This is a genomic window from Hydrogenophaga sp., from assembly GCF_965657535.1.
Taxonomy (GTDB): Bacteria; Pseudomonadota; Gammaproteobacteria; order Burkholderiales; family Burkholderiaceae_C; genus Hydrogenophaga.
Window position 1 is genome coordinate 107,920 of sequence record NZ_CBFHOP010000003.1, and the last position, 19,055, is coordinate 126,974.

General features: G+C 64.7%; 18 protein-coding genes. 5 read left to right on the top strand and 13 right to left on the bottom strand.

The genetic code is table 11. From position 1 onward, the window contains the following. Positions 1-20: 20 nt before the first annotated feature. Positions 21-887: a presqualene diphosphate synthase HpnD gene (hpnD, locus tag ACTG4K_RS05720; protein ID WP_439113236.1), complete on the top strand. Its 867-nt coding sequence runs from the start codon at positions 21-23 to the stop codon at positions 885-887. Between the two features lie 45 nt (positions 888-932). Here the strand turns inward: hpnD and ACTG4K_RS05725 are convergent, their stop codons facing one another. Beyond that, on the bottom strand, positions 933-1,250 hold the full coding sequence (locus ACTG4K_RS05725) for a high-potential iron-sulfur protein (protein ID WP_439113237.1): 318 nt from the start codon (positions 1,248-1,250) through the stop codon (positions 933-935). A 207-nt stretch (positions 1,251-1,457) separates the two neighbouring features. Between ACTG4K_RS05725 and hpnE the strand changes: the two genes are divergently transcribed. The 3 genes from hpnE (at position 1,458) to ACTG4K_RS05740 (ending at position 5,899) form a co-directional block, all read left to right on the top strand. Further along, on the top strand, positions 1,458-2,819 hold the full coding sequence (hpnE, locus tag ACTG4K_RS05730; RefSeq protein ID WP_439113238.1) for a hydroxysqualene dehydroxylase HpnE: 1,362 nt from the start codon (positions 1,458-1,460) through the stop codon (positions 2,817-2,819). Positions 2,820-2,864: 45 nt separating this feature from the next. Next, positions 2,865-5,294: a Lon protease family protein gene (locus ACTG4K_RS05735; protein WP_439113239.1), complete on the top strand. Its 2,430-nt coding sequence runs from the start codon at positions 2,865-2,867 to the stop codon at positions 5,292-5,294. A gap of 131 nt (positions 5,295-5,425) precedes the next feature. Continuing rightward, positions 5,426-5,899 carry an SH3 domain-containing protein gene (locus tag ACTG4K_RS05740; RefSeq protein ID WP_439113240.1) on the top strand — a complete coding sequence of 158 codons (474 nt, stop codon included), beginning with the start codon at positions 5,426-5,428 and terminating at the stop codon, positions 5,897-5,899. Positions 5,900-5,965: 66 nt separating this feature from the next. Here the strand turns inward: ACTG4K_RS05740 and ACTG4K_RS05745 are convergent, their stop codons facing one another. From ACTG4K_RS05745 to ACTG4K_RS05765, 5 genes are all read right to left on the bottom strand, one after another. Next, entirely contained in the window at positions 5,966-7,069 is a 1,104-nt protein-coding gene (locus ACTG4K_RS05745; protein ID WP_439113241.1) for a quaternary amine ABC transporter ATP-binding protein, read from the bottom strand. A gap of 176 nt (positions 7,070-7,245) precedes the next feature. Beyond that, positions 7,246-8,133 carry an ABC transporter permease gene (locus ACTG4K_RS05750; RefSeq protein WP_439113242.1) on the bottom strand — a complete coding sequence of 296 codons (888 nt, stop codon included), beginning with the start codon at positions 8,131-8,133 and terminating at the stop codon, positions 7,246-7,248. Positions 8,134-8,242: 109 nt separating this feature from the next. After that, positions 8,243-9,283 (bottom strand): ABC transporter substrate-binding protein, encoded by a 1,041-nt coding sequence (locus ACTG4K_RS05755; RefSeq protein WP_439113243.1) that lies wholly within the window; start codon positions 9,281-9,283, stop codon positions 8,243-8,245. 289 nt (positions 9,284-9,572) lie between these two features. Next, the gene (locus tag ACTG4K_RS05760) at positions 9,573-10,238 is read right to left on the bottom strand and encodes a glutathione S-transferase family protein (protein ID WP_439113244.1); all 666 of its coding nucleotides are present in this window, start codon (positions 10,236-10,238) and stop codon (positions 9,573-9,575) included. A gap of 21 nt (positions 10,239-10,259) precedes the next feature. Beyond that, entirely contained in the window at positions 10,260-11,006 is a 747-nt protein-coding gene (locus ACTG4K_RS05765) for an HAD family hydrolase (RefSeq protein WP_439113245.1), read from the bottom strand. A gap of 19 nt (positions 11,007-11,025) precedes the next feature. On the opposite strand from ACTG4K_RS05765, the gene hemH reads away from it, so the two are divergent. Further along, complete coding sequence (gene hemH, locus ACTG4K_RS05770) at positions 11,026-12,117, top strand: ferrochelatase (RefSeq protein WP_439113246.1); 1,092 nt, start codon at positions 11,026-11,028, stop codon at positions 12,115-12,117. A gap of 170 nt (positions 12,118-12,287) precedes the next feature. Here hemH and ACTG4K_RS05775 read toward each other — a convergent pair whose 3' ends face one another. The 7 genes from ACTG4K_RS05775 to ACTG4K_RS05805 form a co-directional block, all read right to left on the bottom strand. Further along, complete coding sequence (locus tag ACTG4K_RS05775) at positions 12,288-12,764, bottom strand: GFA family protein (protein ID WP_439113247.1); 477 nt, start codon at positions 12,762-12,764, stop codon at positions 12,288-12,290. A gap of 175 nt (positions 12,765-12,939) precedes the next feature. Beyond that, positions 12,940-13,812 (bottom strand): alpha/beta fold hydrolase, encoded by an 873-nt coding sequence (locus ACTG4K_RS05780; protein WP_439113248.1) that lies wholly within the window; start codon positions 13,810-13,812, stop codon positions 12,940-12,942. A 48-nt stretch (positions 13,813-13,860) separates the two neighbouring features. After that, positions 13,861-15,003, bottom strand: a complete 1,143-nt coding sequence (locus ACTG4K_RS05785; RefSeq protein WP_439113249.1) for a branched-chain amino acid ABC transporter permease — start codon at positions 15,001-15,003, stop codon at positions 13,861-13,863. Between the two features lie 115 nt (positions 15,004-15,118). Then, positions 15,119-16,105, bottom strand: coding sequence for a branched-chain amino acid ABC transporter permease (locus ACTG4K_RS05790; RefSeq protein WP_439113250.1), 987 nt, complete (start codon positions 16,103-16,105; stop codon positions 15,119-15,121). After that, positions 16,102-16,920, bottom strand: coding sequence for an ABC transporter ATP-binding protein (locus ACTG4K_RS05795; protein WP_439113251.1), 819 nt, complete (start codon positions 16,918-16,920; stop codon positions 16,102-16,104). Before ACTG4K_RS05795 ends, ACTG4K_RS05790 begins: the two co-directional genes overlap by 4 nt. Further along, positions 16,917-17,684, bottom strand: a complete 768-nt coding sequence (locus tag ACTG4K_RS05800) for an ABC transporter ATP-binding protein (protein ID WP_439113252.1) — start codon at positions 17,682-17,684, stop codon at positions 16,917-16,919. The genes ACTG4K_RS05795 and ACTG4K_RS05800 overlap by 4 nt, the downstream gene beginning before the upstream one ends. 137 nt (positions 17,685-17,821) lie before the next feature. Continuing rightward, on the bottom strand, positions 17,822-19,012 hold the full coding sequence (locus tag ACTG4K_RS05805) for a substrate-binding domain-containing protein (protein ID WP_439113253.1): 1,191 nt from the start codon (positions 19,010-19,012) through the stop codon (positions 17,822-17,824). Between the last annotated feature and the right edge of the window lie 43 nt (positions 19,013-19,055).

Genomic DNA, 19,055 nt, shown 5'->3' on the forward strand with positions numbered 1-19,055 from the left:
TGATTACACTCAGAGCGCCCATGAATCCACAAGACTATGTCAAGCAAAAAGCTGCTGCCTCGGGCAGCAGCTTTTATTACGCCTTTCTGTTTTTGCCACCCGAGCGGCGCGCGGCCATCACCGCGTTTTACGCCTTCTGCCGCGAGGTGGACGACGTGGTGGACGAAGTGAGCGACCCCGGCGTGGCGCAGACCACGCTGGCCTGGTGGCGGCGCGAAGTGGCGCAAGCCTTTGGGGGCGAGCCCAGCCACCCGGTGATGCTGGCCCTGATGCCGCACACCGCCCCGTTTGGCATCGAAGCGCGGCACCTGCTGGCTGTGGTTGACGGCTGCCAGATGGACCTGGACCAAAACCGCTACCTTGACTTCGCCAACCTGCAGCAATACTGCCACCTGGTGGCCGGCGTGGTGGGCGAAGTGGCCGCCCGCATTTTTGGCCAGACCGTGCCCGAAACCACCGCGTTTGCCCACCGGCTGGGCCTGGCGTTTCAGCTCACCAACATCATCCGCGACGTGGGCGAAGATGCCACCCGCGGGCGGGTGTACCTGCCGGTAAACGAGCTGCAGCGTTTTGACGTGAAGGCCCACGAACTGCTCAAGCGCGGCAAGGCGCCCGGCACCGACGCGGCCGACTTTCAGCGTCGCTTCACTGCGCTGATGCAGTTTCAGTGTGAGCGCGCCCTGCGCACCTACGAAGAAGCCCTGGCCATGCTGCCCGAAGCCGACCGCCGCAGCCAGAAGCCCGGCCTGATGATGGCCAGCATCTACCGCACGCTGCTGCAGGAGATTGCGGCAGACCCCACGCTGGTGTTGACCCAGCGCGTGAGCCTGACGCCGCTGCGCAAGTTTTGGCTGGCGTGGAAAGTCCAGGCGCTGGGCCGGCTGTAAGCCGAGCGCCCAGGGGCGGGGTTGGCCCACCCGTGTGGTGGGGCATCAGCCCGCCTTTTTGACGTATGCGCTGCACCAGCCGTTACCGGCCACGGCCTTGCCCGGGAAAATGCCGCAAGGACCCGAAACGTCGCCAGCCTTGCCTGTGAACAGCATGCAGTTGCTGCATTTTTGAGCAGCGGCATGCTTCGGGTATTTTTTGCCATCGACCTTGGTGGTATCGGCCAAATAACCCAGCGAAACCGCCTGGGCGTCTTTTTCGTTCACCAGCGGAGCCCCCTGGGCCTGGGCGGCTGCAGCGCCCAGCAGGGCGCTGCCAGCGGCAACTTGCATCATGAAAACACGGCGGGTGGAACGCATCATGGAAAACCTTTGAAAGTGGTTGCGACATCGCCCCGCCACCTTGCCCTCCCAACATTAAGGTGGCCTTAAAAAGGCATGCGCGCGGTCCAGCGGCTGAGCCAGGCCATCGCCATGAAAAGGGCTGCGTACACTCAGGCCAAAGCACAACGCAGCGATGAAGCATCCAGCCACCACCACCCAACCGATGCCCCCATCGGGAAACTCGAAATGAAGCTCGCCATCGTTGGCGCCGGATGGGCCGGTGTGGCCGCTGCGGTGGAGGCCGCAGCGGCCGGCTGGGACGTGACCCTGTTTGAAGCCACCCGCACCCTGGGTGGGCGCGCCCGCGCGCTGCCCGCCCAGCGGCCCGACGGTGTGGCGCTCACCCTGGACAACGGCCAGCACATCTTGATAGGCGCCTACGCCGACACGCTGGCGCTGATGGAACGCGTGGGTGTGCCACCAGCCAGCGCGCTGCTGTGCTTGCCGCTGGCGCTGCCCTACCCCGACGGCACAGGCCTTCAAACGCCCCGCTGGGCTGCGCGCTGGCCGGCGCCGCTGGACGCGGTGGCCGCCATTGCCACAGCAAAGGGCTGGCGCTGGCGCGAGCGCTGGGCGCTGGTTCGCGCTTCGCTGGGCTGGCAACGCGCCGGTTTTGCCTGCGCACCACCGCTCACGGTGGCCAGCCTGTGTGCAACGCTGCCCCAGCGGGTCATGGACGAGCTGATTGAGCCGCTGTGTGTGTCAGCGCTGAACCTGCCGGCTGCGCAAGCCAGCGCCCAGGTGTTTCTGTGCGTCATGCGCGACGCGCTGTTTGGCGCTGGGTTTGGTGGCTGGGCCGGGTCGAGCTTGCTGCTGCCGCGGACCGACTTGAGCGCCTTGCTGCCCAACGCCGCCGTGCAGTGGCTGCAAGCGCAACACGGCCGCAGCACCCGGCTGCGCCTGGGCACCCGGGTGCTGGGCCTGCAGCCGCAGGCCGGTGGCTGGCAGCTGCAAGGCAGTGGCTGGCAAGCGCGTTTTGACCGCGTGGTGTGGGCCACCGCCGCCAGCCCTGCGGCCCAGGCCATGCGCGGGGCCGCCCACAGCACGCAGGCCGAAGCACCCGCGCTGGCCGAGCGCCTGGACCGCTGGGCCGACACCGCTCAGGCGCTGCATTTCACAGCCATCACCACGGTGTACGCCTGGGCACCCGGCGTGCGGCTGGCCTCGCCCATGCTGGCTTTGCGTGCCGAGCCCAGCGCCCATGCCGCACCCGCCCAGTTTGTGTTTGACCGCGGTCAGCTCAACCCGCAAGACCCCACCGCCCAGGGCGTGTTGGCCTTTGTCATCAGCGCCAGCGAAGGCGAGCGCGACGAGCTTCAGGCCCGTGTGCTGCAGCAAGCTGCGCGGCAGTTAGGTCTTGCAAGCCTGCAACCCATGCAGACCGTGGTGGACAAGCGCGCCACCTTTGCCTGCACACCGGGACTGCAGCGCCCCGCCCAGGCCATTGCCCCGGGCCTGTGGGCGGCGGGTGACTATGTGGACGGACCCTACCCCGCCACGCTAGAAGGCGCGGTGCGCAGCGGGCTGGCAGCCGCGCGCCTGCTTTGATGCACATCAACGGCAAAGCCGGTCACCGCCGGTAGAAAGGTCAGCATGCCCACCACCCCGCTCCAGCCCCAACAGCTTCGCCGGACCATCGACCCCGCCTCGCTGGGCTTTCAAGACACCAGCGAGCTGCTGGCGCAGCCGGTGCGCTGGATCGGCCAGGAGCGCGCCGAAAAGGCCGCCCGCTTTGGCATGGCGATGGACCAGCCCGACTACCACCTGTTTGTGCTGGGCGAGGTGGGAAGCGGCCGGTCTACCTTGCTGCGCGAACTGGCGCACACCGTGGCCGCCAGCCGGCCGGTGCCGCCCGACCTGTGCTACCTGCACAACTTTGACACCCCGGAGCGCCCACGCGCCCTGCGTATGCCGCCCGGCCAAGGCCGCCAGCTGCGCCAGCTGATGCAGCAGCTGTGCAAAACCCTGCAGCGTGACGTGCCTTTGCGCCTGGACAGCGAGGACTTCAAGGCCGAGAGCGAGCGCATTGAAAGCACCTACAAGAGTGAAGAGTCGCGCGCGTTTGCCGCACTGGAGGCGTTTGCCGAAGCCCGCCACTTTCACCTGTTTCGCGAAGAGGGCCACCTGGTGTTCACGCTCATGGGCGACAGCGGCAACGCGCTGACCGCGACCGAAGCCCACAGCCTTTCGCGCGAGCGCCGCGCCGAAGTGGACCAGGCCGAAGCCGAGCTGCGCGAGCAGATTGGGCAGTTTCTGGAAAAAACCCGCCCCTTGGCCCGCGTGATGAACGAGGGCCTGGCCGCGCTGCGCCGCCAGGTGGCCAAGCCCTTGCTCGACCACGAGCTGCAAGACATCCGGGTCAGCCTGAAAAAGCAGATCAAGGACTCGGTAAAGCTCAGCCACTACCTAGACCGCGTGCTGCACGACGTGCTGGAGCACATTGAACTCTTCATCGTGCAGGAAGAAGACGACGAACAGCGCATGGCCGCGCTGGAGCAACTGCTGATGCGCTACCAAGTCAATGTGGTGGTGGACAACAGCGGCCTTGGCGGTGCGCCGGTGATCGCGGAAGACAACCCGGTCACACACGCGCTGTTTGGCAGCATCGAATACCAGGCCGAAGAAGACGTGTTGATGACCGACTTTTCGCGCGTGCGCGCCGGCAGTCTGTTGAAAGCGCACGGTGGCTTTTTGCTGCTGCACCTGCGCGACCTGCTCACCGACCCGCAGGCCTGGGAAAAGATGCGCCGCTACTTGCGCTGCGGGCGCGTGCAAATTGAAGAACCAGGCGCAGCGCTGATGCCCATGGCGGCCGTGTCGCTACAGCCCGAGGCGGTGGACGCGGAGGTCAAACTCATCCTGATCGGGTCGGTGGAACACTACTACGCGCTGCAAGAAGGTGACCCCGAATTTGCCCGGCGCTTTCGCGTCAAGGTGGACTTCGCAGAAAGCTTCGCGGCCACCGACGACACGCGCCAGGCCACCGCCGTGTTTGTGGCCCACACCTGCCGCAAACACGGCCTGGCGCCTTTGTCGGCAGCGGCCGTGGCCCGCTTGCTGGAAGACGCGCACCGCGAGGTGGACGACCAGGCCCGCCAAAGCGCCATCTTTGCACGCACCGAAGCGCTGGTGGCCGAAAGCGCCGCACTGTGCCGCGCCCGCGCCGCCAGCCGTGTGGAAGCCACCGACGTGGACGCCGCCCTGGCCGCGCGCCGACTGCGCCACGACTACCCCGAACAACGCCTGCGCGAATCCATTGCCGACGGCGAGCGCCTGATCACCTGGCAAGGCAGCGAAATCGGCCAGATCAACGGCCTGACGCAGATCGACCTGGGCGACTGGCGCTTTGGCCTGCCGGTGCGCGTGAGCGCGCGCACCCATGCCGGCAACCAGGGGCTGCTCAACATCGAGCGCGAGGTGGAAATGTCGGGCCCCATCCACGACAAAGGCGTGCTGATTTTGCACAGCTACCTCACCGCCCTGTTTGGCCATCTGGCCCCGCTGGCGCTCAACGCCTCCATCGTGTTCGAGCAGGAATACCACGGCGTGGAAGGCGACTCGGCCTCGTGCGCCGAGCTGTTTGCGGTGCTCTCGTCACTCGCCGGCGTGCCGCTGCTGCAAGGCATTGCCGTGACCGGCGCGCTCAACCAGCACGGCGAGGTGCTGCCGGTGGGCGGCATCAACGAAAAAATAGAAGGCTGGTTTCGCGTGTGCGACGCTGCCGGGCTGGACGGCCAGCAAGGTGTGCTGATACCAGCGCGCAACCTGCGCCACCTGATGCTCGACCCCGCCGTGGTCGACGCGGTGGCGCAAGGCCGCTTTCACATCCACACCGCAACCCATGCCAGTGACGGGCTGGCGCTCATGACCGGCATGGTCACGGGCCTGCCCACGGCACCCGGCGAGCCTGTGGCCTACCCGGAAAACAGCGTGCTCGGGCGGGCCGCACACACGCTGCAAGCCTACCGCCGCGCCTGCCTGCGCGCGGGCATCGTCGGACGCTCGCGCCGCAGCCTGCGCTGAGCGGGCGAAGGCTCACCAAACGGCAGCGCATTTTCAGGGGAACCTCTGGGGCGGTTGCGGTTCCCAAGTGCTCGGTGTTTCCTTGCTGAAACACCCCACTTTTGCAACCGATAGAAAAGGAGCCCCTGCCCATGACCTGGACCACCCCCACCCGACGACGCCTGAGCGCAGCCAGCCTGTGCATCGCCGTGCTCTGCGCCAGCCCCCTGGTACAGGCCCAACCCGCCCAGCAAATGGTCAGCGTGAGCGGCAGCACGCTCAACATGCGCAGCGGCCCTGGCACCAATGCGCCTGTGTTGTGGGAGCTGAAAAGGGGCTACCCGCTGCAAGTCACGCAGCGCAAAGGCAACTGGCTGCAGGTGCGTGATTTTGAAGGTGATACCGGCTGGGTGGCGCGCTCGCTCACAGGCAAAGCCCCGCACCATGTCGTCAAAGCCAAGGTGGCCAACATCCGTAGCGGGCCGGGCACGCAGCACCGCGTGGTCGGCAAGGCCGATTACGGCGAGTTGCTGCGCACCCGCGAAAAGCGCGCCGACTGGGTGCGGGTGGAACGCGCTGACGGCCCGGGCGGCTGGATCGCCAAGACCCTGCTCTGGGGCTGGTGAGCGGCTGATCGTCTGAAAAAAGTGGCGTACCCCGAGAGGCCGCCGCTTTTTTAGGGTGCCGTCCGGTCAGTCCACCGGCGCTGCAGCCGCCTCCGGGTTGGGCGGCACGATGGCGCCAATGATGTCGCTCATGCTCAACGTGCCCAGGTGCTTGCCCTTGCTGGTGACCACATTGGCAACCTCTTTGTTGTCGGCACTCAACAGGCGGGCCACTTCTTCAATCACAAGGCTCGGGTCCACATCGGGCCCGTCCACCCGGGCGCCCGGCACCATGAGCGTGCGCGAACGGATCACGCGGCCCCGGTTCACATCGCGCACAAAGCTTTCGATGTAGTCGTTGGCTGGCTTCAACACAATCTGCTGCCCGGTGCCCTGCTGCACCACCTCGCCATCGCGCAGAATCGCAATGCGGTCGCCCAGGCGCAAGGCTTCGTCCAGGTCGTGGGTGATGAACACCACCGTCTTGCCAATTTCTTGCTGCAGGTCGAGCAACACGCTTTGCATGTCGCTGCGAATGAGCGGGTCGAGCGCAGAAAACGCCTCGTCCATCAGCAAAATGGGCGCGTCGTTGGTGAGCGCACGGGCCAAGCCCACGCGCTGCTGCATACCGCCCGAGAGCTGGTTGGGGTAGCTGTCTTCGTAGCCCTTGAGGCCCACGCGCTCGATCCAGCGCATGGCGCTTTCGCGGCGTTTCTTGTGCTTGATGCCCTGCACCTGCAAGCCGTATTCGGCGTTTTCCAGCACGGTGTAGTGCGGGAACAGCGCAAAGTTCTGGAACACCATGGCCGTCTGCTCGCGCCGAAAGCGCAGCAGCTCGCGCTGGTTCATCTTCACCACGTCCACCTCGCGCCCATCCACAGGCACCAGCAGCTCGCCTGCCGTGGGGTCGATCAGGCGGTTGATGTGGCGGATCAGCGTGCTCTTGCCCGAGCCCGACAAGCCCATCACCACCTGAATGCCGCCAGACGGCATGTCGATGTTGATGTCGCGCAGGCCCAGCACATGCCCGTGCGTGTCGCGCAGCTCCTGCTTGCTCATGCCTTGCTGCACGGCCTCCAGAAACTTGTCGGGCGTGGGTCCAAAAATCTTGTAAAGATGGCGAATGGAAATGCCCGTGGGCGCAGCCGGCAGGCTGGCCGACAGCGCGGCGGTTTGAAGGGGGTTTTGCATCAACGATGGCTCCGATCAGAAAAGGGCGGGGCAGTCCAGCTGGGTGGCGCGCAGCGGCACGGGGGCACAAACGCTTCCGACGCGACATGCACCACCCAGAGACGCCGCCGGGCTGGCTTCGCCAGACGGCAGGTGTCGCCCCCTGGGGGGGTGACGCCAAGCGGCGCGGGGGGTTCTCACTGGTGCACCACCTCAAGGTGCCGCTGCAGCCGCTTGCCGTAGGCCTGCGACACGCGGTCAAAAATGATGGCGATGCCCACAATGGCCAAGCCATTGAGCACACCCAGCGTGAAGTATTGGTTGGAAATGGCCTTGAGCACCGGCTGGCCCAGGCCCTGCACGCCGATCATCGAGGCGATGACCACCATGGCCAGCGACAGCATGATGGTCTGGTTGACACCCGCCATGATGGTGGGCAGCGCCAACGGCAACTGCACCTTGCTCATTTTTTGCCAGGTGGACGCACCAAAGGCATCGGCCGCCTCCAGCAGGTCTTTGTTCACCAGACGGATACCCAGATTGGTGAACCGGATCACCGGCGGAATGGCGTAGATCACCACCGCGATGAGCCCCGGCACGCGGCCAATACCCAGCAGCATCACCACAGGAATCAGGTACACAAAACTGGGCATGGTCTGCATCACGTCGAGCGACGGGCTGATGAGCTTTTGCAGGCGGTCCCAGCGGCTCATGGCAACGCCAATGGGCAAGCCCAGCGCCAGAGCCACCAAAGTGCAAACGAAGATCATCGAAATGGTCTTCATGGTGTCGTCCCACATGCCAAACAGCCCGATCAGCAGCAGGGTGAGCACGGTGCCGGCAACAATTTTCCAGGAGCGCGAGGCCAGCCAGGCAATGAGCGCGATCACGCCGACCACGATGGGCCAGGGCGACTGGGTCAACAGCCGTTCGGAAAACAGCAGAAAGTCGCGCAGCGGATCAAACAGCCGCTCCAGCGGCTCGCCGTAGGCTCGGGTAAAGCTGCGAAAGCTGCCGTCGATGGCGCGGCGCATGGCGCTGAGCGTCTCGGAGCCCAGCGAGGGAAATTCATGGAGCCAGGACATCGTCTCTCCTAGGACTAAAGAAAAACGGCGGCGCGGCGCTTTTCAAAGCATCGGCCGCCGCATGGGCGCAGCCCGCAAAAGGAGCTGCGCCACCGGACGTGGGGCCGTTTTACAAAGCGGCCTTGATCTTTTCAGCCGCCTCGGGCGACACCCAGGTGGTCCAGATTTCAGGCTGGGTTTTCAGGAAGTGGGCGGCACCGTCGGCCCCCGTGGCCTGGTTGTCGCTCATCCAGGCCAGCAAACCGTTCACCGTGTCATTGCCCCAGGCACGCTGGTTGAGGTAGGCCACAGCCGGGCCGCCTGCTTTTTGAAAGCGATCGGTCATCACAGTGAACACTTCGGCACGGGCCCAGTCGGTCTTGACCGGGTTGTCGCATTCGGTTTTGCTGTTGCACGCCTCGAACGCAGCCTTGTCGTGCGGCACGCCGGCGTCGAGCTTCACCATCTGGTATTTGCCCAGGATCGAGGTGGGCGCCCAGTAGTAGCCCAGCCAGCCTTCTTTGCGCTCGTAGGCTTTGGCAATCGAGCCGTCCAGGCCAGCGGCCGAACCGGTGTCCAGCAACACGAACCCTTTTTCAGCCGCACCCCAGGCCTTGAAGGCGTTGCCCGTGGTGATCTGGCAGTTCCAGCCGGACGGGCAGTTGTGCACCGCACCCTTGCCTTTGTTTTCCGCCGAGGGGAACAGTTCGGGGTGCTTGAGCGCGTCGTCAATGGTCTTGATGGCGGGATTCGCATCGGCCACGTACTGGGGAATCCACCAGCCTTCGACACCACCGTCCGTCAGCGAGCGGGCCGCGTAGTGCAGCTTGCCTTCGGCCACGGCAGCGTCCAGCGGCTGCCGCACGGCGTTGATCCAGGCCTCAGGCGCCACGTCGGGCTGGCCCTTTTCCATCATGGCGGTCAGCGTGGGCATGGTGTCACCGGGTACCAGCTCCACCTCGCAACCGTAGCCTTTGGCCAAAATGATGCTGTCAATGTTGGCCAGCACTTCAGCCGACTGCCAGTTCATGTTGGCCACCGTGACCTTGCCGCAGACGGCAGACGCGGCCGATGGCTCAGCCACGGCTGGGGCTTCGTCTTTTTTGCCGCAGGCGGCCATCAGGGCCGCTGAAGCGATCAGGGCAAAAGCCAGTTGGGGGGTGGGTTTCATGGTTTTCTCCGGTGTCGGTGTGAGGAACCCACCGACGCGCGGCGCCGATGGGTGCGATAAGCACACCCAACGACCTGGAGAAAACGAACGCTGCTGCAAACAAGGTGACCAGCCGCTCAACCAACAGGGCGTTGGATTGAACTTAGCCAGCTAATATAGCTTTTCATCTAATTCGCACGCAAATACTGCGGCTTTTCATATAATGATATCCGAGTCTTTCACTCGACATCTGCCAGCCAATCCGCTAAGCAAGTGCCGGGTACAGCCGCGCTGAACCCGTATTGGGCCGTCAGGCCTGCCCCAAAGCCTTCACCGCCACTTGCGCGGGCCGCTCCATGCAGCGCACGATCCACTGGTGGGTGAGCGGGTGCGCGGTCATGAGGGCGTGGGATGGGCGCGCCCAGTTGAGCACGCTGGCCACGCACAGGTCGGCCACGGTGAAGCGCTCCGCGGCGAGGTAGGCCGCACCTGCGCCCTGCTGGCGTCCCAGGTGCTGCTCGATCACACCGAACGGAACGGCCAGGCGGCGCTCGGCGGCCTCGGCCAGCTCGGGCTTGCGCCGCTCAGCGGGCATGACCATGCGGTGCATGAGCACGGTCAGTGCGTCGGCCTCAGCTTCGGTCACCACCCAAAAGCTCCAGCGCAGGGCCTCGGCATCTTCGCGCGGGTTGGCCGGGGTGATGCTCACCCCATCGGGCTGGCCGTGGTGGCGCGCAATGTACAGCGCGCAGGCCATGCTTTCCCACACCACCACCTCGCCGCCCTGCTCGGCGGGCCGCTGGTCCACCACCACCGGAATATGGCCATTGGGGTTGAGCGCCAGAAACGCGGGCGTGCGGGTGGCGCCGCCCTGGTAAGGCAGGTTGACGTGTTGAAAGTGCAAGCCAAGCTCGGTGGCGGCCCACAGGGGGCGCACAGCGCGGGAGGCGGGAATACCGTAAATGGTGAGGCTCATGGTGGGGTCCTGAAATGAAAGTCAACCCAACTGGCGGCACAGCGCCAGCAAGTCGGCCACGGTGGTGTGCGGCTGCTGCGGCCCATGGCTCCAGGGCTGGCCTTCGCGGTTCAGCCAGGCGGCCTGCATACCGGCGTTGAGCGCGCCCACACCGTCCAGGTGGGCGTCATCGCCAATGTGCAGCACCTGCGCGGGGCTCACGCCGGCGGCTTCGGCTGCGGCGTGGAAAATGCGCGGGTCGGGCTTGCCCACGCCAAATTCGCGCGCACTCAGTGCCGCTCGAAAATGCGCGCCCAGCCCCACTCGGTGCACGTCGGCGTTGCCATTGGACACCGCAACCACCGGAAAACGGCTGCTGAGAAAGGCCAGCGCGGGCAAGGCATCGGCAAACAGTTCCACCCGCTGGCGCTCGGCAAAAAACACCTCAAAAGCCGGCTCGGCCAGCGCCGGGTCGTCGCCAGCGCGCTGCAACACCAGCCGAATCGACTCGCGGCGCAGCGCGCTCATGTCGTGCGCCAGGTCGGGCCGCGTGGTGTTCATGTGGTTGCGCACCTCGCGCAGCGCGCCCGGTGTGGCGCACAGCGCGGCGGTGGCGGGCGCGTATTCGGCCAGCCAAGCCTGCAACACGTTTTCAGCCCTGGCAATGGTGGGCCAGATGGGCCAGAGGGTGTCGTCCAGGTCGAGCGTGACGGCGCGTATGCGCGACACATCCAGCTCGACTACGGCCGAGGCGGCGGTGCTTGGGGGAGTGGCGGTGGGGGTCTTCATGTCTGCGGGAGAATAGCGCATGGCATTTCACAAAGAACCCCCCTTTTCGCATGGTCAAGCCGCGCGCACGGCCATTGTGCTGTGCAACCTGGGCACCCCCGACGAACCCACCGCCCCGGCCGTGCGCCGTTACCTGGCCGAGTTTCTGGGCGACCACCGCGTCGTCGAGATTCCCAAGCCCATCTGGTGGCTGATCCTGCACGGCATCATCTTGCGCGTGCGCCCCAAAAAGTCGGCCGCCAAATACGCCACGGTGTGGACGCCCGAAGGCTCACCGCTGAAAGTGTGGACCGACAAACAGGCCACGCTGCTGCGCGGTTACCTGGGCGAGCGCGGCCACCAGGTCACGGTGCGCTACGCCATGCGCTACGGCAACCCGTCCATTCCCGCCGTGCTCGACGAGCTGAAGGCCCAGGGCATGACGCGCGTGCTGCTGGTGCCGGCCTACCCGCAATACAGCGGCACCACCACCGCCAGCGTGTTTGACGGCGTGGCACTGTGGGGGCTGAAGGCCCGCCAGCTGCCCGAAATGCGCTTTATCAACCGCTACCACGACGACCCAGGCTACATCGACGCGCTGGCCAAAAAGGTGCAACACCACTGGCTGCACCACGGCCAGAGCGAGCAACTGGTGATGAGCTTCCACGGCGTGCCCCAGCGCACCCTGGAGCTGGGCGACCCCTACCACTGCGAATGCCACAAGACCGGCCGCCTGCTGGCCGAAAAACTCGGCCTGTCCAAAGACCGCTACAAGGTCACGTTCCAGTCGCGCTTTGGCAAGGCCAAGTGGCTGGAGCCCTACACCGAACCGACGCTGATTGCGATGGGCCAGCAAGGCGTGAAAAGCGTGGACGTGGTGTGCCCCGGCTTCACCAGCGACTGTCTGGAAACGCTGGAAGAAATCAACATGGAAGCCCGCGAGGCGTTTTTGCACGCGGGCGGCCAGCAGTTCAGCTACATCGACTGCCTGAACGACAGCCCCGACTGGATTCGCGCCCTGACCGATCTGGTGGAAAACCACCTGCAAGGCTGGCCCACGAAACAGGCCGACGACCCGATGGCGCTGAACGCCAGTCGGGAACGGGCATTGGCGATGGGTGCGAAGGATTGAGGGGGTTGGGGTGGCAGGCTCCACCCCTTAAAACCACGTATCTCAGCAAGCTGCCGAACCGATCGACAACGGTTGCGTTTGTTGACCTGATGCGGTTGGCTGACTGCTGACGGCCATCGGCTGACCTTCACGAGCAGTGATGAGTGACAGCGTCAGACGGTCAAAGAAATTTAGTTGGATGAAGTTCTCGCTGCATCATCAACGGCTGACCAAGCACAAATCAGGTCGTCAAATGAATCAGGGTTGCGGGAGTACTGCAGAGTGTCGTTGTCGATTTGAAACCACTTCTGCTTGCTCTCAACCCAAATATGCCCAGCCGGCTTCAAACGAGTAGTGTCGCGTAAGGTGCCTGGTTTGATACTCAAGAGATGCGTCTGTCCGAGAGCCTTGTGGAACAAGCGAGAACCGCAGTCGGGGCAAAACTGGCAAGACATTCGTCGCCCCGAAGGCATCGTGCGTATCCATTCTTTTGGTGCACCCGACAAAAGCTCTACCGAAGGTTCTTTGACCCAAAGTGCCATGCCAAATGCGCTACTGGATTGACGCTGACAGTCAGTGCAATGACACGCAAACAGAGTCGCAGCCACACCCGTCACTCGATAGGCCACGGCGCCGCACTGGCAGTGCCCTTCAAACGTTTGTGTCATCAAATTTTTTGATTGAATAGTTACCGAATCATGTCATTTCCAGAACGGATAGCCGGGTGTGGGAAAGAGCAGTCTCCGCACCATTGATGGCGTATTTACTCAAGTCGCAACCGACCGCTCCGGGCCGAGATGTACCCCTCAAGCGCACCGCGACGATCAGCCCTCAAACCAACCCTCACCGCCCCGTCAAAAACCGCCCTACCAGCTCCAGCTGGTCCGGCACATTCAGCGCCGGCGCGTGGCCGCAGCCCGCAATGGTGACCACCAGCGCGCGCGGGCCGCGGTAGCGCATGGCTTCTGCGGTTTCGGGCAGTAGCAGGTCAGAATCCGCACCGCGCAGGCACAGCACCGGGGCCGTGATGCGCTCGAAGTCGTCCCACAAGTCGTAGTCGGCCGGGTGGTGGGTGAACTGCATCACCATGGCCGGGTCGTAGTGCGGCGTCACGCGGCCGTTGGGCAGGCGGCGCATCGAGCTTTCGGTGAGCAGGCGCCATTGCGCATCGGTGAGGAAGCCGTAGGGCTTGTAGACGGTGCGGAAGTACTGTTCCAGCTCGCTCACGGTGTCGAACGCGGCCGGGCTGCCGGCGTAGCTGCGGATGCGGTCGATGGCCACCGGGTTGGGCTGGGGGCCGATGTCGTTGATGACCAGTCGCTCGATGCGCCCTTGCAGCGCCCCGCCCGCGCACACCATGCCGATGGCCCCGCCCATGGAGGTGCCCACCCAGTGAAACCGGGCCAGGCCCAGCTGGTCGGCCAGGGCTGCGGCCAGGCGGGCGTAGAAGGCCAGGCAGTATTCCGTTTCTGGCAACGGGCTCCATTGCGAAAGGCCGCGGCCAATGGTGTCGGGGCAGATGACGCGGTAGCCCTGCCCGGCCAGGTGGGCTGCCAGCGCGTCCATGTCGCGCCCGGTGCGGGCCAGGCCGTGCCACGCCACCACCACCGGGCAGGCCGGGGGTTGGTCCACCGCAGCGGGCGCCCAGTCCATGAAGTGGATTTCGCGGCCTTCGCAGCTCAGGTAGCGCGACTGTGGAATGGCGGGGATGTTCATGGTGTTCAGACCCGGTGACTGGAAAAAAGCCGCGTGTGAGCAAATGGCTCAGTGGCGCCGCACGGTGGGCGGCACAGCGCCGGCCGGCCCACCTGCGGGCTGGGCACGCAGCAGGCGGGCGGCCCGCTCCCTGAGCTTGCCCACCACACCGGTGGGAAAGTAATACACCGACAACACGAACAGCACGCCGAGCCAGAGCAACCAGCGATCGGGCGTGAGCAAGGCGGGCAAGAGCGGCAAGCCTTCGGCGACACCACCGGCCAGGCGCAGCAGGTCTTGCAGGTAGCTTTGCGCCAACACAAACAGCACGCTGCCAATGACCGCGCCGTACATCGTGCCCATGCCGCCGATCACGACGATGAGCAGGATGTCGAGCATGATTTCAAACGAGAGCGAGGTGTCGGGCCCGTTGTAGCGCAGCCAGATCGCCAGCAAACACCCGGCCAGCGTGGCAAAGCTGGCCGACAACACGTTGGACAGCGTGCGGTAAACGACGGTGCGGTAGCCCAGCGCTTCGGCGCGAAAGTCGTTTTCGCGGATGGCCTGCAACACCCGGCCAAACGGCGAGTTCACGATGCGCAGCAGCGTGAGAAAAATGGCGCACACCACCCCGAAGAGCAGGTAGTAGGTGATGAAGCGTCCGTTCAGGTCGACCTCGCCCAGCGGGGTTTGCAGGGGCTCTTCCATCAGCGCAAAGCCTGGGGTCAGCAGCTCGGGCACCGAAAAGCTCAGGCCGTCTTCACCGCCGGTGAAGTCGGACAACTGGGACGCCAACGTGAGGAACGCCGTGGCCACGGCCAGCGTGATCATGGCGAAAAAGATGGCTTTGACCCGCAACGAAAACAGCCCGATCACCAGCGACAGCACGAGGGACACCAGCAGCGCAGCCACTACGCCAAAGCCCAGCGCGGCCCAGCTTGGGCTCTCGGCCGCGTTGAGGGAAATGGCCACGCCATAAGCGCCGATGCCGAAAAACATGGTGTGGGCAAAACTGACGATGCCGGTGTAGCCCAGCAGCAGGTCAAAACTGGCCACCAGCGCAATGAAGATCAGCACCTTGGCGGCCACGTTGAGCGCCTTCACACCAGGGAACAGGAAGGGCGCGAAGGCCAGCCCCAGAAACAGGACCAGCAGCAGAGCCGCCAGCCAGCGGCTGCGCGGCAGGTCGTTAGAGAGCAAACGGTTCAGCATGGTCAAACCTCGGAGATCGGGGAAGCTAAGCCCAGGGCAGCCGTGGATCCGGCTTTGCCGGGCCCAGGCTGCGCCCCCTGGGGGGTGATGCCGCAGGCGGCGCGGGGGGTGTTCATCACCGGCTGGTGACCGGGTACACGCCTTGTGGGCGCCACAGCAAGATGGCCACCATGAGCGCGATGTTGGAAAACAGCGCCACTTTGGGGAACAGGAAGCCGGTGTAGTTGGCCATCAGCCCCACCAGCAGCGCGCCAATGAGGGCGCCCAGCGTGGAACCCAGACCGCCGATGATGATGACGATGAAGATGAGCACGTTGACCTGGTGCCCCATTTGCGGGATCACGGTTTCCTGGTACAGCCCCCACATCACGCCGCCCAGCCCGGCCAGTGCGCTGCCCGCAACGAACACCCCCACAAAGAGGCGCTTGATGCGGTAGCCCAGCGACTCGACCATTTCACGGTCTTGCACACCCGCCCGGATGAGCAGGCCGACCTTGGTGCGGTTGAGCGTCCAGACCATGGCGGCAAACACGGTGCCGCCGACCAGCACGGCGAGCAGCCGGTATTTGGCCACCGCCGCGTCACCCAACAAAATGGAGCCGCGCAAGGCCTCGGGCAAGGGCAAGGGAATTTGCTCGGGGCCCCAGAACACTTTGATCAGCTCTTCGCCAATGATCATGCCACCCATGGTGATGAGGATTTGCTTGAGGTGCATGCCGTACACCGGGCGGATGATCAACCGCTCGAACGCCAGCCCCAGCGCTCCCGCCACCGCCATGGCCACCAGCATGGCCGGAAACAGCGCCATCAGGTTGAGCCACAGGCTGTCGGCCGTGGTGTAGCTGCCCATACTGGCCAGCACGGTGGTGGCCACAAAGGCACCGAGCGCAATGAACACGCCATGACCGAAGTTGAGCACGTCCATCAGGCCAAACACCAAGGTGAGGCCCGAGGCAATGATGAACACGATCATGCCCATGGCCAGGCCGGCCACGGTAAGCGTGAGCCAGGTGGAGGCGCTGCCCGTGAGCGGCAACGCGATCAGCGCGAGCGCCGGCACCAGTGCCATGGGCTTCCAGTCGAGGTCTTTGAGTTGGATCATGCGTGACTCCCCAGGGAAAGGCCAAGCAAACGCGACTGCATCGCTTCGTCGGCGGCCAGCTCGGCCATGCTGCCGCTGTGGACCACACGCCCGTCGTCCATCACCGCCACCGAATCGCCCAACTGGCGGGCGAAATTGAAGTTTTGCTCCACCAGCAAGATGGTGGTTTGCGCCGCTTTGAGCTGGCGAAAAGCCTCGATCATGTTCTGGATGATGGCCGGTGCCAGGCCCTTGCTGGGCTCGTCGATCAGCAGCAGCTTGCGCGGCTCAATGATGGCGCGCGACACGGCCAGCATCTGCTTTTGCCCGCCGCTGAGCTTGCCCGCCGGGTGCAACCAAAACTTTTTCATGGCGGGAAACAGGCCAAAAATCCATTCGAGCCGGGTCGTGTCGATCTCGTTCAGGTTGCGGGCGCCGCGTGCGGCCAACAGCATGTTTTCACGCACCGACAGGTCAGAAAAGATGCCCATGTTCTCGGGCACATAGGCCACGCCGCTGTGCGCAATGTCGGGCGTGGGCTGGTGGGTGATGTCTTGGCCGTCCAGCTGCACCGTGCCCTGGCTGGCCTGCCACAGGCCCATGATGGTGCGCAGCGTGGTGGTCTTGCCCGCGCCGTTGCGGCCCAGCAGCATGGTGAGCTGCCCGGCGGGTACCTGCAGGTCCACACCGTGCAGGATGTGATAGGCCCCGATGTGGGTGTGCACCCCATCAAGCTTCAGCAAGGGCTGCGTCCGATCCGGTGCCGGGCCGCCCCAAGCCGGATCAGCTCCCTCGGGGGGCAACGACCCGCGCAGCGGTGGAGTGTGGGGGCTCATACAGTCGCCTCTTCTTTGTCTTCGGGGTTGATGCCCAGGTAAGCCTGCTGCACCACCGGTGAGGCAATCACTGTGGCCGGGTCACCATCGGCCACCAGCTCACCGTTGTGCAGCACGATGATGCGGTCGGAGAGTTCGCGCACCACATCCATTTTGTGTTCGACCAGCAAAATGGTCTTGGATTTGTCGGCCTTGAGGCGGCGGATCAGGTCCAGAATCACCGGCGCTTCGTCCACGCTCATGCCGGCCGTGGGTTCGTCGAACATGAACACCAGCGGCTCCAGCGCCATCAGAATGCCCACCTCCAGCTTGCGCTGGTCGCCATGCGGCAGGCTGGATGCCAGGGCGTCGCGCTTGTCGACCAGCGCCACGGTTTCCAGCACCTGGTCGGCGCGCTCCAGCAGGTCCTTGCGGTCGCTCCAGATGCGCCAGAGGTTGAGCCCCGCCCCCGCCTTGGCCTGCACCGCGAGGCGCACGTTTTCGCGCACCGTCAGGTTGGGAAACAGGTTGGTGAGCTGAAACGCCCTGCCCAGCCCCGCCTGTGCGCGGGCTGGCGCACCCAGGCCCGACATGTCTTGGCCACCCAGCAGCACACGCCCTGCGCTGGCCTTGATCTGGCCCGAGATCAAATTGAAATAGGTGGTTTTGCCGGCACCGTTGGGGCCGACGATGGCGGTCAGCGTGCCGGGCTGGAAAGCACAGGACACAGCGTTCACCGCCACGTGCCCGCCAAAGCGGACCGTGAGATCAAAGGTTTCAAGCATGGGATCTCCGACAGGGAGAGGCAGTTCGGTCGCGGCAAATGCCGCGACCTTCGGGAACACCGCGGAACCGGCTTCGCTGGGCCGCAGGTGTTGCCCCCTGGAGGGGGTGACGCGCCCTTGGGCGCGGCGCGGGGGTGTTACCTTTTATTCCGGATCGGAATGTTCATGTCTTCCGGCTTGATCTCGCGCACCAGCTCAGGCACGCCCCAGGCAAACGCGGGGTCCACCTTGATCTTGAAGTGGTACATGCTCTGCATGGCCTGGTGGTCTTCCTTGCGGAAGGTCATCTTGCCTTTGGGGGTGTCAAAGCTCATGCCCTCCATGGTGCTGATGAGCTTGTTGGTGTTGGTGTCGCCACCGGTTTTCTTCAACGCAGTCACCACCGCCATGGCGGCAGAGAAACCGCCGGCCGTGAAGAAGTCGGGCGGGGTCTTGAACTGGCGGTAGTGCTCGGCCACCAGCGCGTCGTTGACCGGGTTTTTGGGCAAGCCAAAGTAGTAGTAGCTGGCGCCTTCCATGCCGGGGAACTGCTTGTAAGCCGCCATGGCGGGCAAGATGTTGCCGCCGGTGGCAATCTCGATGTTGTAGCGCTTCAGTTCCAGATCAGCGATCTTGAACGGGTTGCCGGCACCGGCCCAGATGATCCAGATGACTTTGCGACCCGGCTGGTCTTTGAGCTTGTCGATCAGACGCTGAGCACCGGCGGTGAAGTCGGTGGTGTTGGTCGGCAGGTATTCCTCGTGCACGATCTTGGCGTTCTTCACCGCCTCCTTGAACGCCTTCACGCCGTCACGGCCGAACGCATAGTCTTGCGCCAGCGTGGCAATCGTGGTGCCGGCTTTGTCCAGCGCCACCGCGTTCGAAATGGCGTCTTGTGAGCTGTTGCGCCCAGTGCGGAAGATGTATTTGTTCCACTTGTCACCGGTGATGGAGTCGGCCACGGCGGGCTCCACCAACAAAATCTTTTTGTACTCTTCGGCCACCGGCAACATGGCCAGTGCCACACCCGAGCCGGTCGGGCCAATGGCAATGTCGGCCTTGTCGTCGGCGTAGGCGGCGGCCAGCTGGGCCCGGCCCACATCGGGCTTGAACTGGCTGTCTTTCTCGATCACCACCAGCTTCTTGCCATTGACCTCCATGGTGCCGGCTGTGGCGTAGCTCAGGCCCATCATCAACCCGGTGTGGGTCTGCTTGGCGTAGGCCTCCAGCGGACCGGTTTTGTCGTACACGTGGGCGATGCGGATTTCGCCCGACTTGGATTGGGCAAAGCCGAGCGTGGCCGTGCAGGCGAGCGCAATGACCGCAAGGCGGCGGGTGGTGTGTGTCATGTCTTGTCTCCTGGGTTTGAACAATCACAGCGCCGAGCGCCGC

Coding starts and splice junctions, on each gene's coding strand:
- ACTG4K_RS05735 (WP_439113239.1), top strand. CDS start 2,865: ATGCCCACCACCCCGCTCCAGCCCCAACAGCTTCGCCGGACCATCGAC.
- ACTG4K_RS05765 (WP_439113245.1), bottom strand. CDS start 11,006: ATGAAGACCCCCACCGCCACTCCCCCAAGCACCGCCGCCTCGGCCGTA.
- hemH (WP_439113246.1), top strand. CDS start 11,026: ATGGCATTTCACAAAGAACCCCCCTTTTCGCATGGTCAAGCCGCGCGC.
- ACTG4K_RS05800 (WP_439113252.1), bottom strand. CDS start 17,684: ATGCTTGAAACCTTTGATCTCACGGTCCGCTTTGGCGGGCACGTGGCG.
- hpnE (WP_439113238.1), top strand. CDS start 1,458: ATGAAGCTCGCCATCGTTGGCGCCGGATGGGCCGGTGTGGCCGCTGCG.
- ACTG4K_RS05780 (WP_439113248.1), bottom strand. CDS start 13,812: ATGAACATCCCCGCCATTCCACAGTCGCGCTACCTGAGCTGCGAAGGC.
- ACTG4K_RS05745 (WP_439113241.1), bottom strand. CDS start 7,069: ATGCAAAACCCCCTTCAAACCGCCGCGCTGTCGGCCAGCCTGCCGGCT.
- ACTG4K_RS05755 (WP_439113243.1), bottom strand. CDS start 9,283: ATGAAACCCACCCCCCAACTGGCTTTTGCCCTGATCGCTTCAGCGGCC.
- ACTG4K_RS05775 (WP_439113247.1), bottom strand. CDS start 12,764: ATGACACAAACGTTTGAAGGGCACTGCCAGTGCGGCGCCGTGGCCTAT.
- ACTG4K_RS05760 (WP_439113244.1), bottom strand. CDS start 10,238: ATGAGCCTCACCATTTACGGTATTCCCGCCTCCCGCGCTGTGCGCCCC.
- ACTG4K_RS05725 (WP_439113237.1), bottom strand. CDS start 1,250: ATGATGCGTTCCACCCGCCGTGTTTTCATGATGCAAGTTGCCGCTGGC.
- ACTG4K_RS05795 (WP_439113251.1), bottom strand. CDS start 16,920: ATGAGCCCCCACACTCCACCGCTGCGCGGGTCGTTGCCCCCCGAGGGA.
- ACTG4K_RS05790 (WP_439113250.1), bottom strand. CDS start 16,105: ATGATCCAACTCAAAGACCTCGACTGGAAGCCCATGGCACTGGTGCCG.
- ACTG4K_RS05805 (WP_439113253.1), bottom strand. CDS start 19,012: ATGACACACACCACCCGCCGCCTTGCGGTCATTGCGCTCGCCTGCACG.
- ACTG4K_RS05785 (WP_439113249.1), bottom strand. CDS start 15,003: ATGCTGAACCGTTTGCTCTCTAACGACCTGCCGCGCAGCCGCTGGCTG.
- hpnD (WP_439113236.1), top strand. CDS start 21: ATGAATCCACAAGACTATGTCAAGCAAAAAGCTGCTGCCTCGGGCAGC.
- ACTG4K_RS05740 (WP_439113240.1), top strand. CDS start 5,426: ATGACCTGGACCACCCCCACCCGACGACGCCTGAGCGCAGCCAGCCTG.
- ACTG4K_RS05750 (WP_439113242.1), bottom strand. CDS start 8,133: ATGTCCTGGCTCCATGAATTTCCCTCGCTGGGCTCCGAGACGCTCAGC.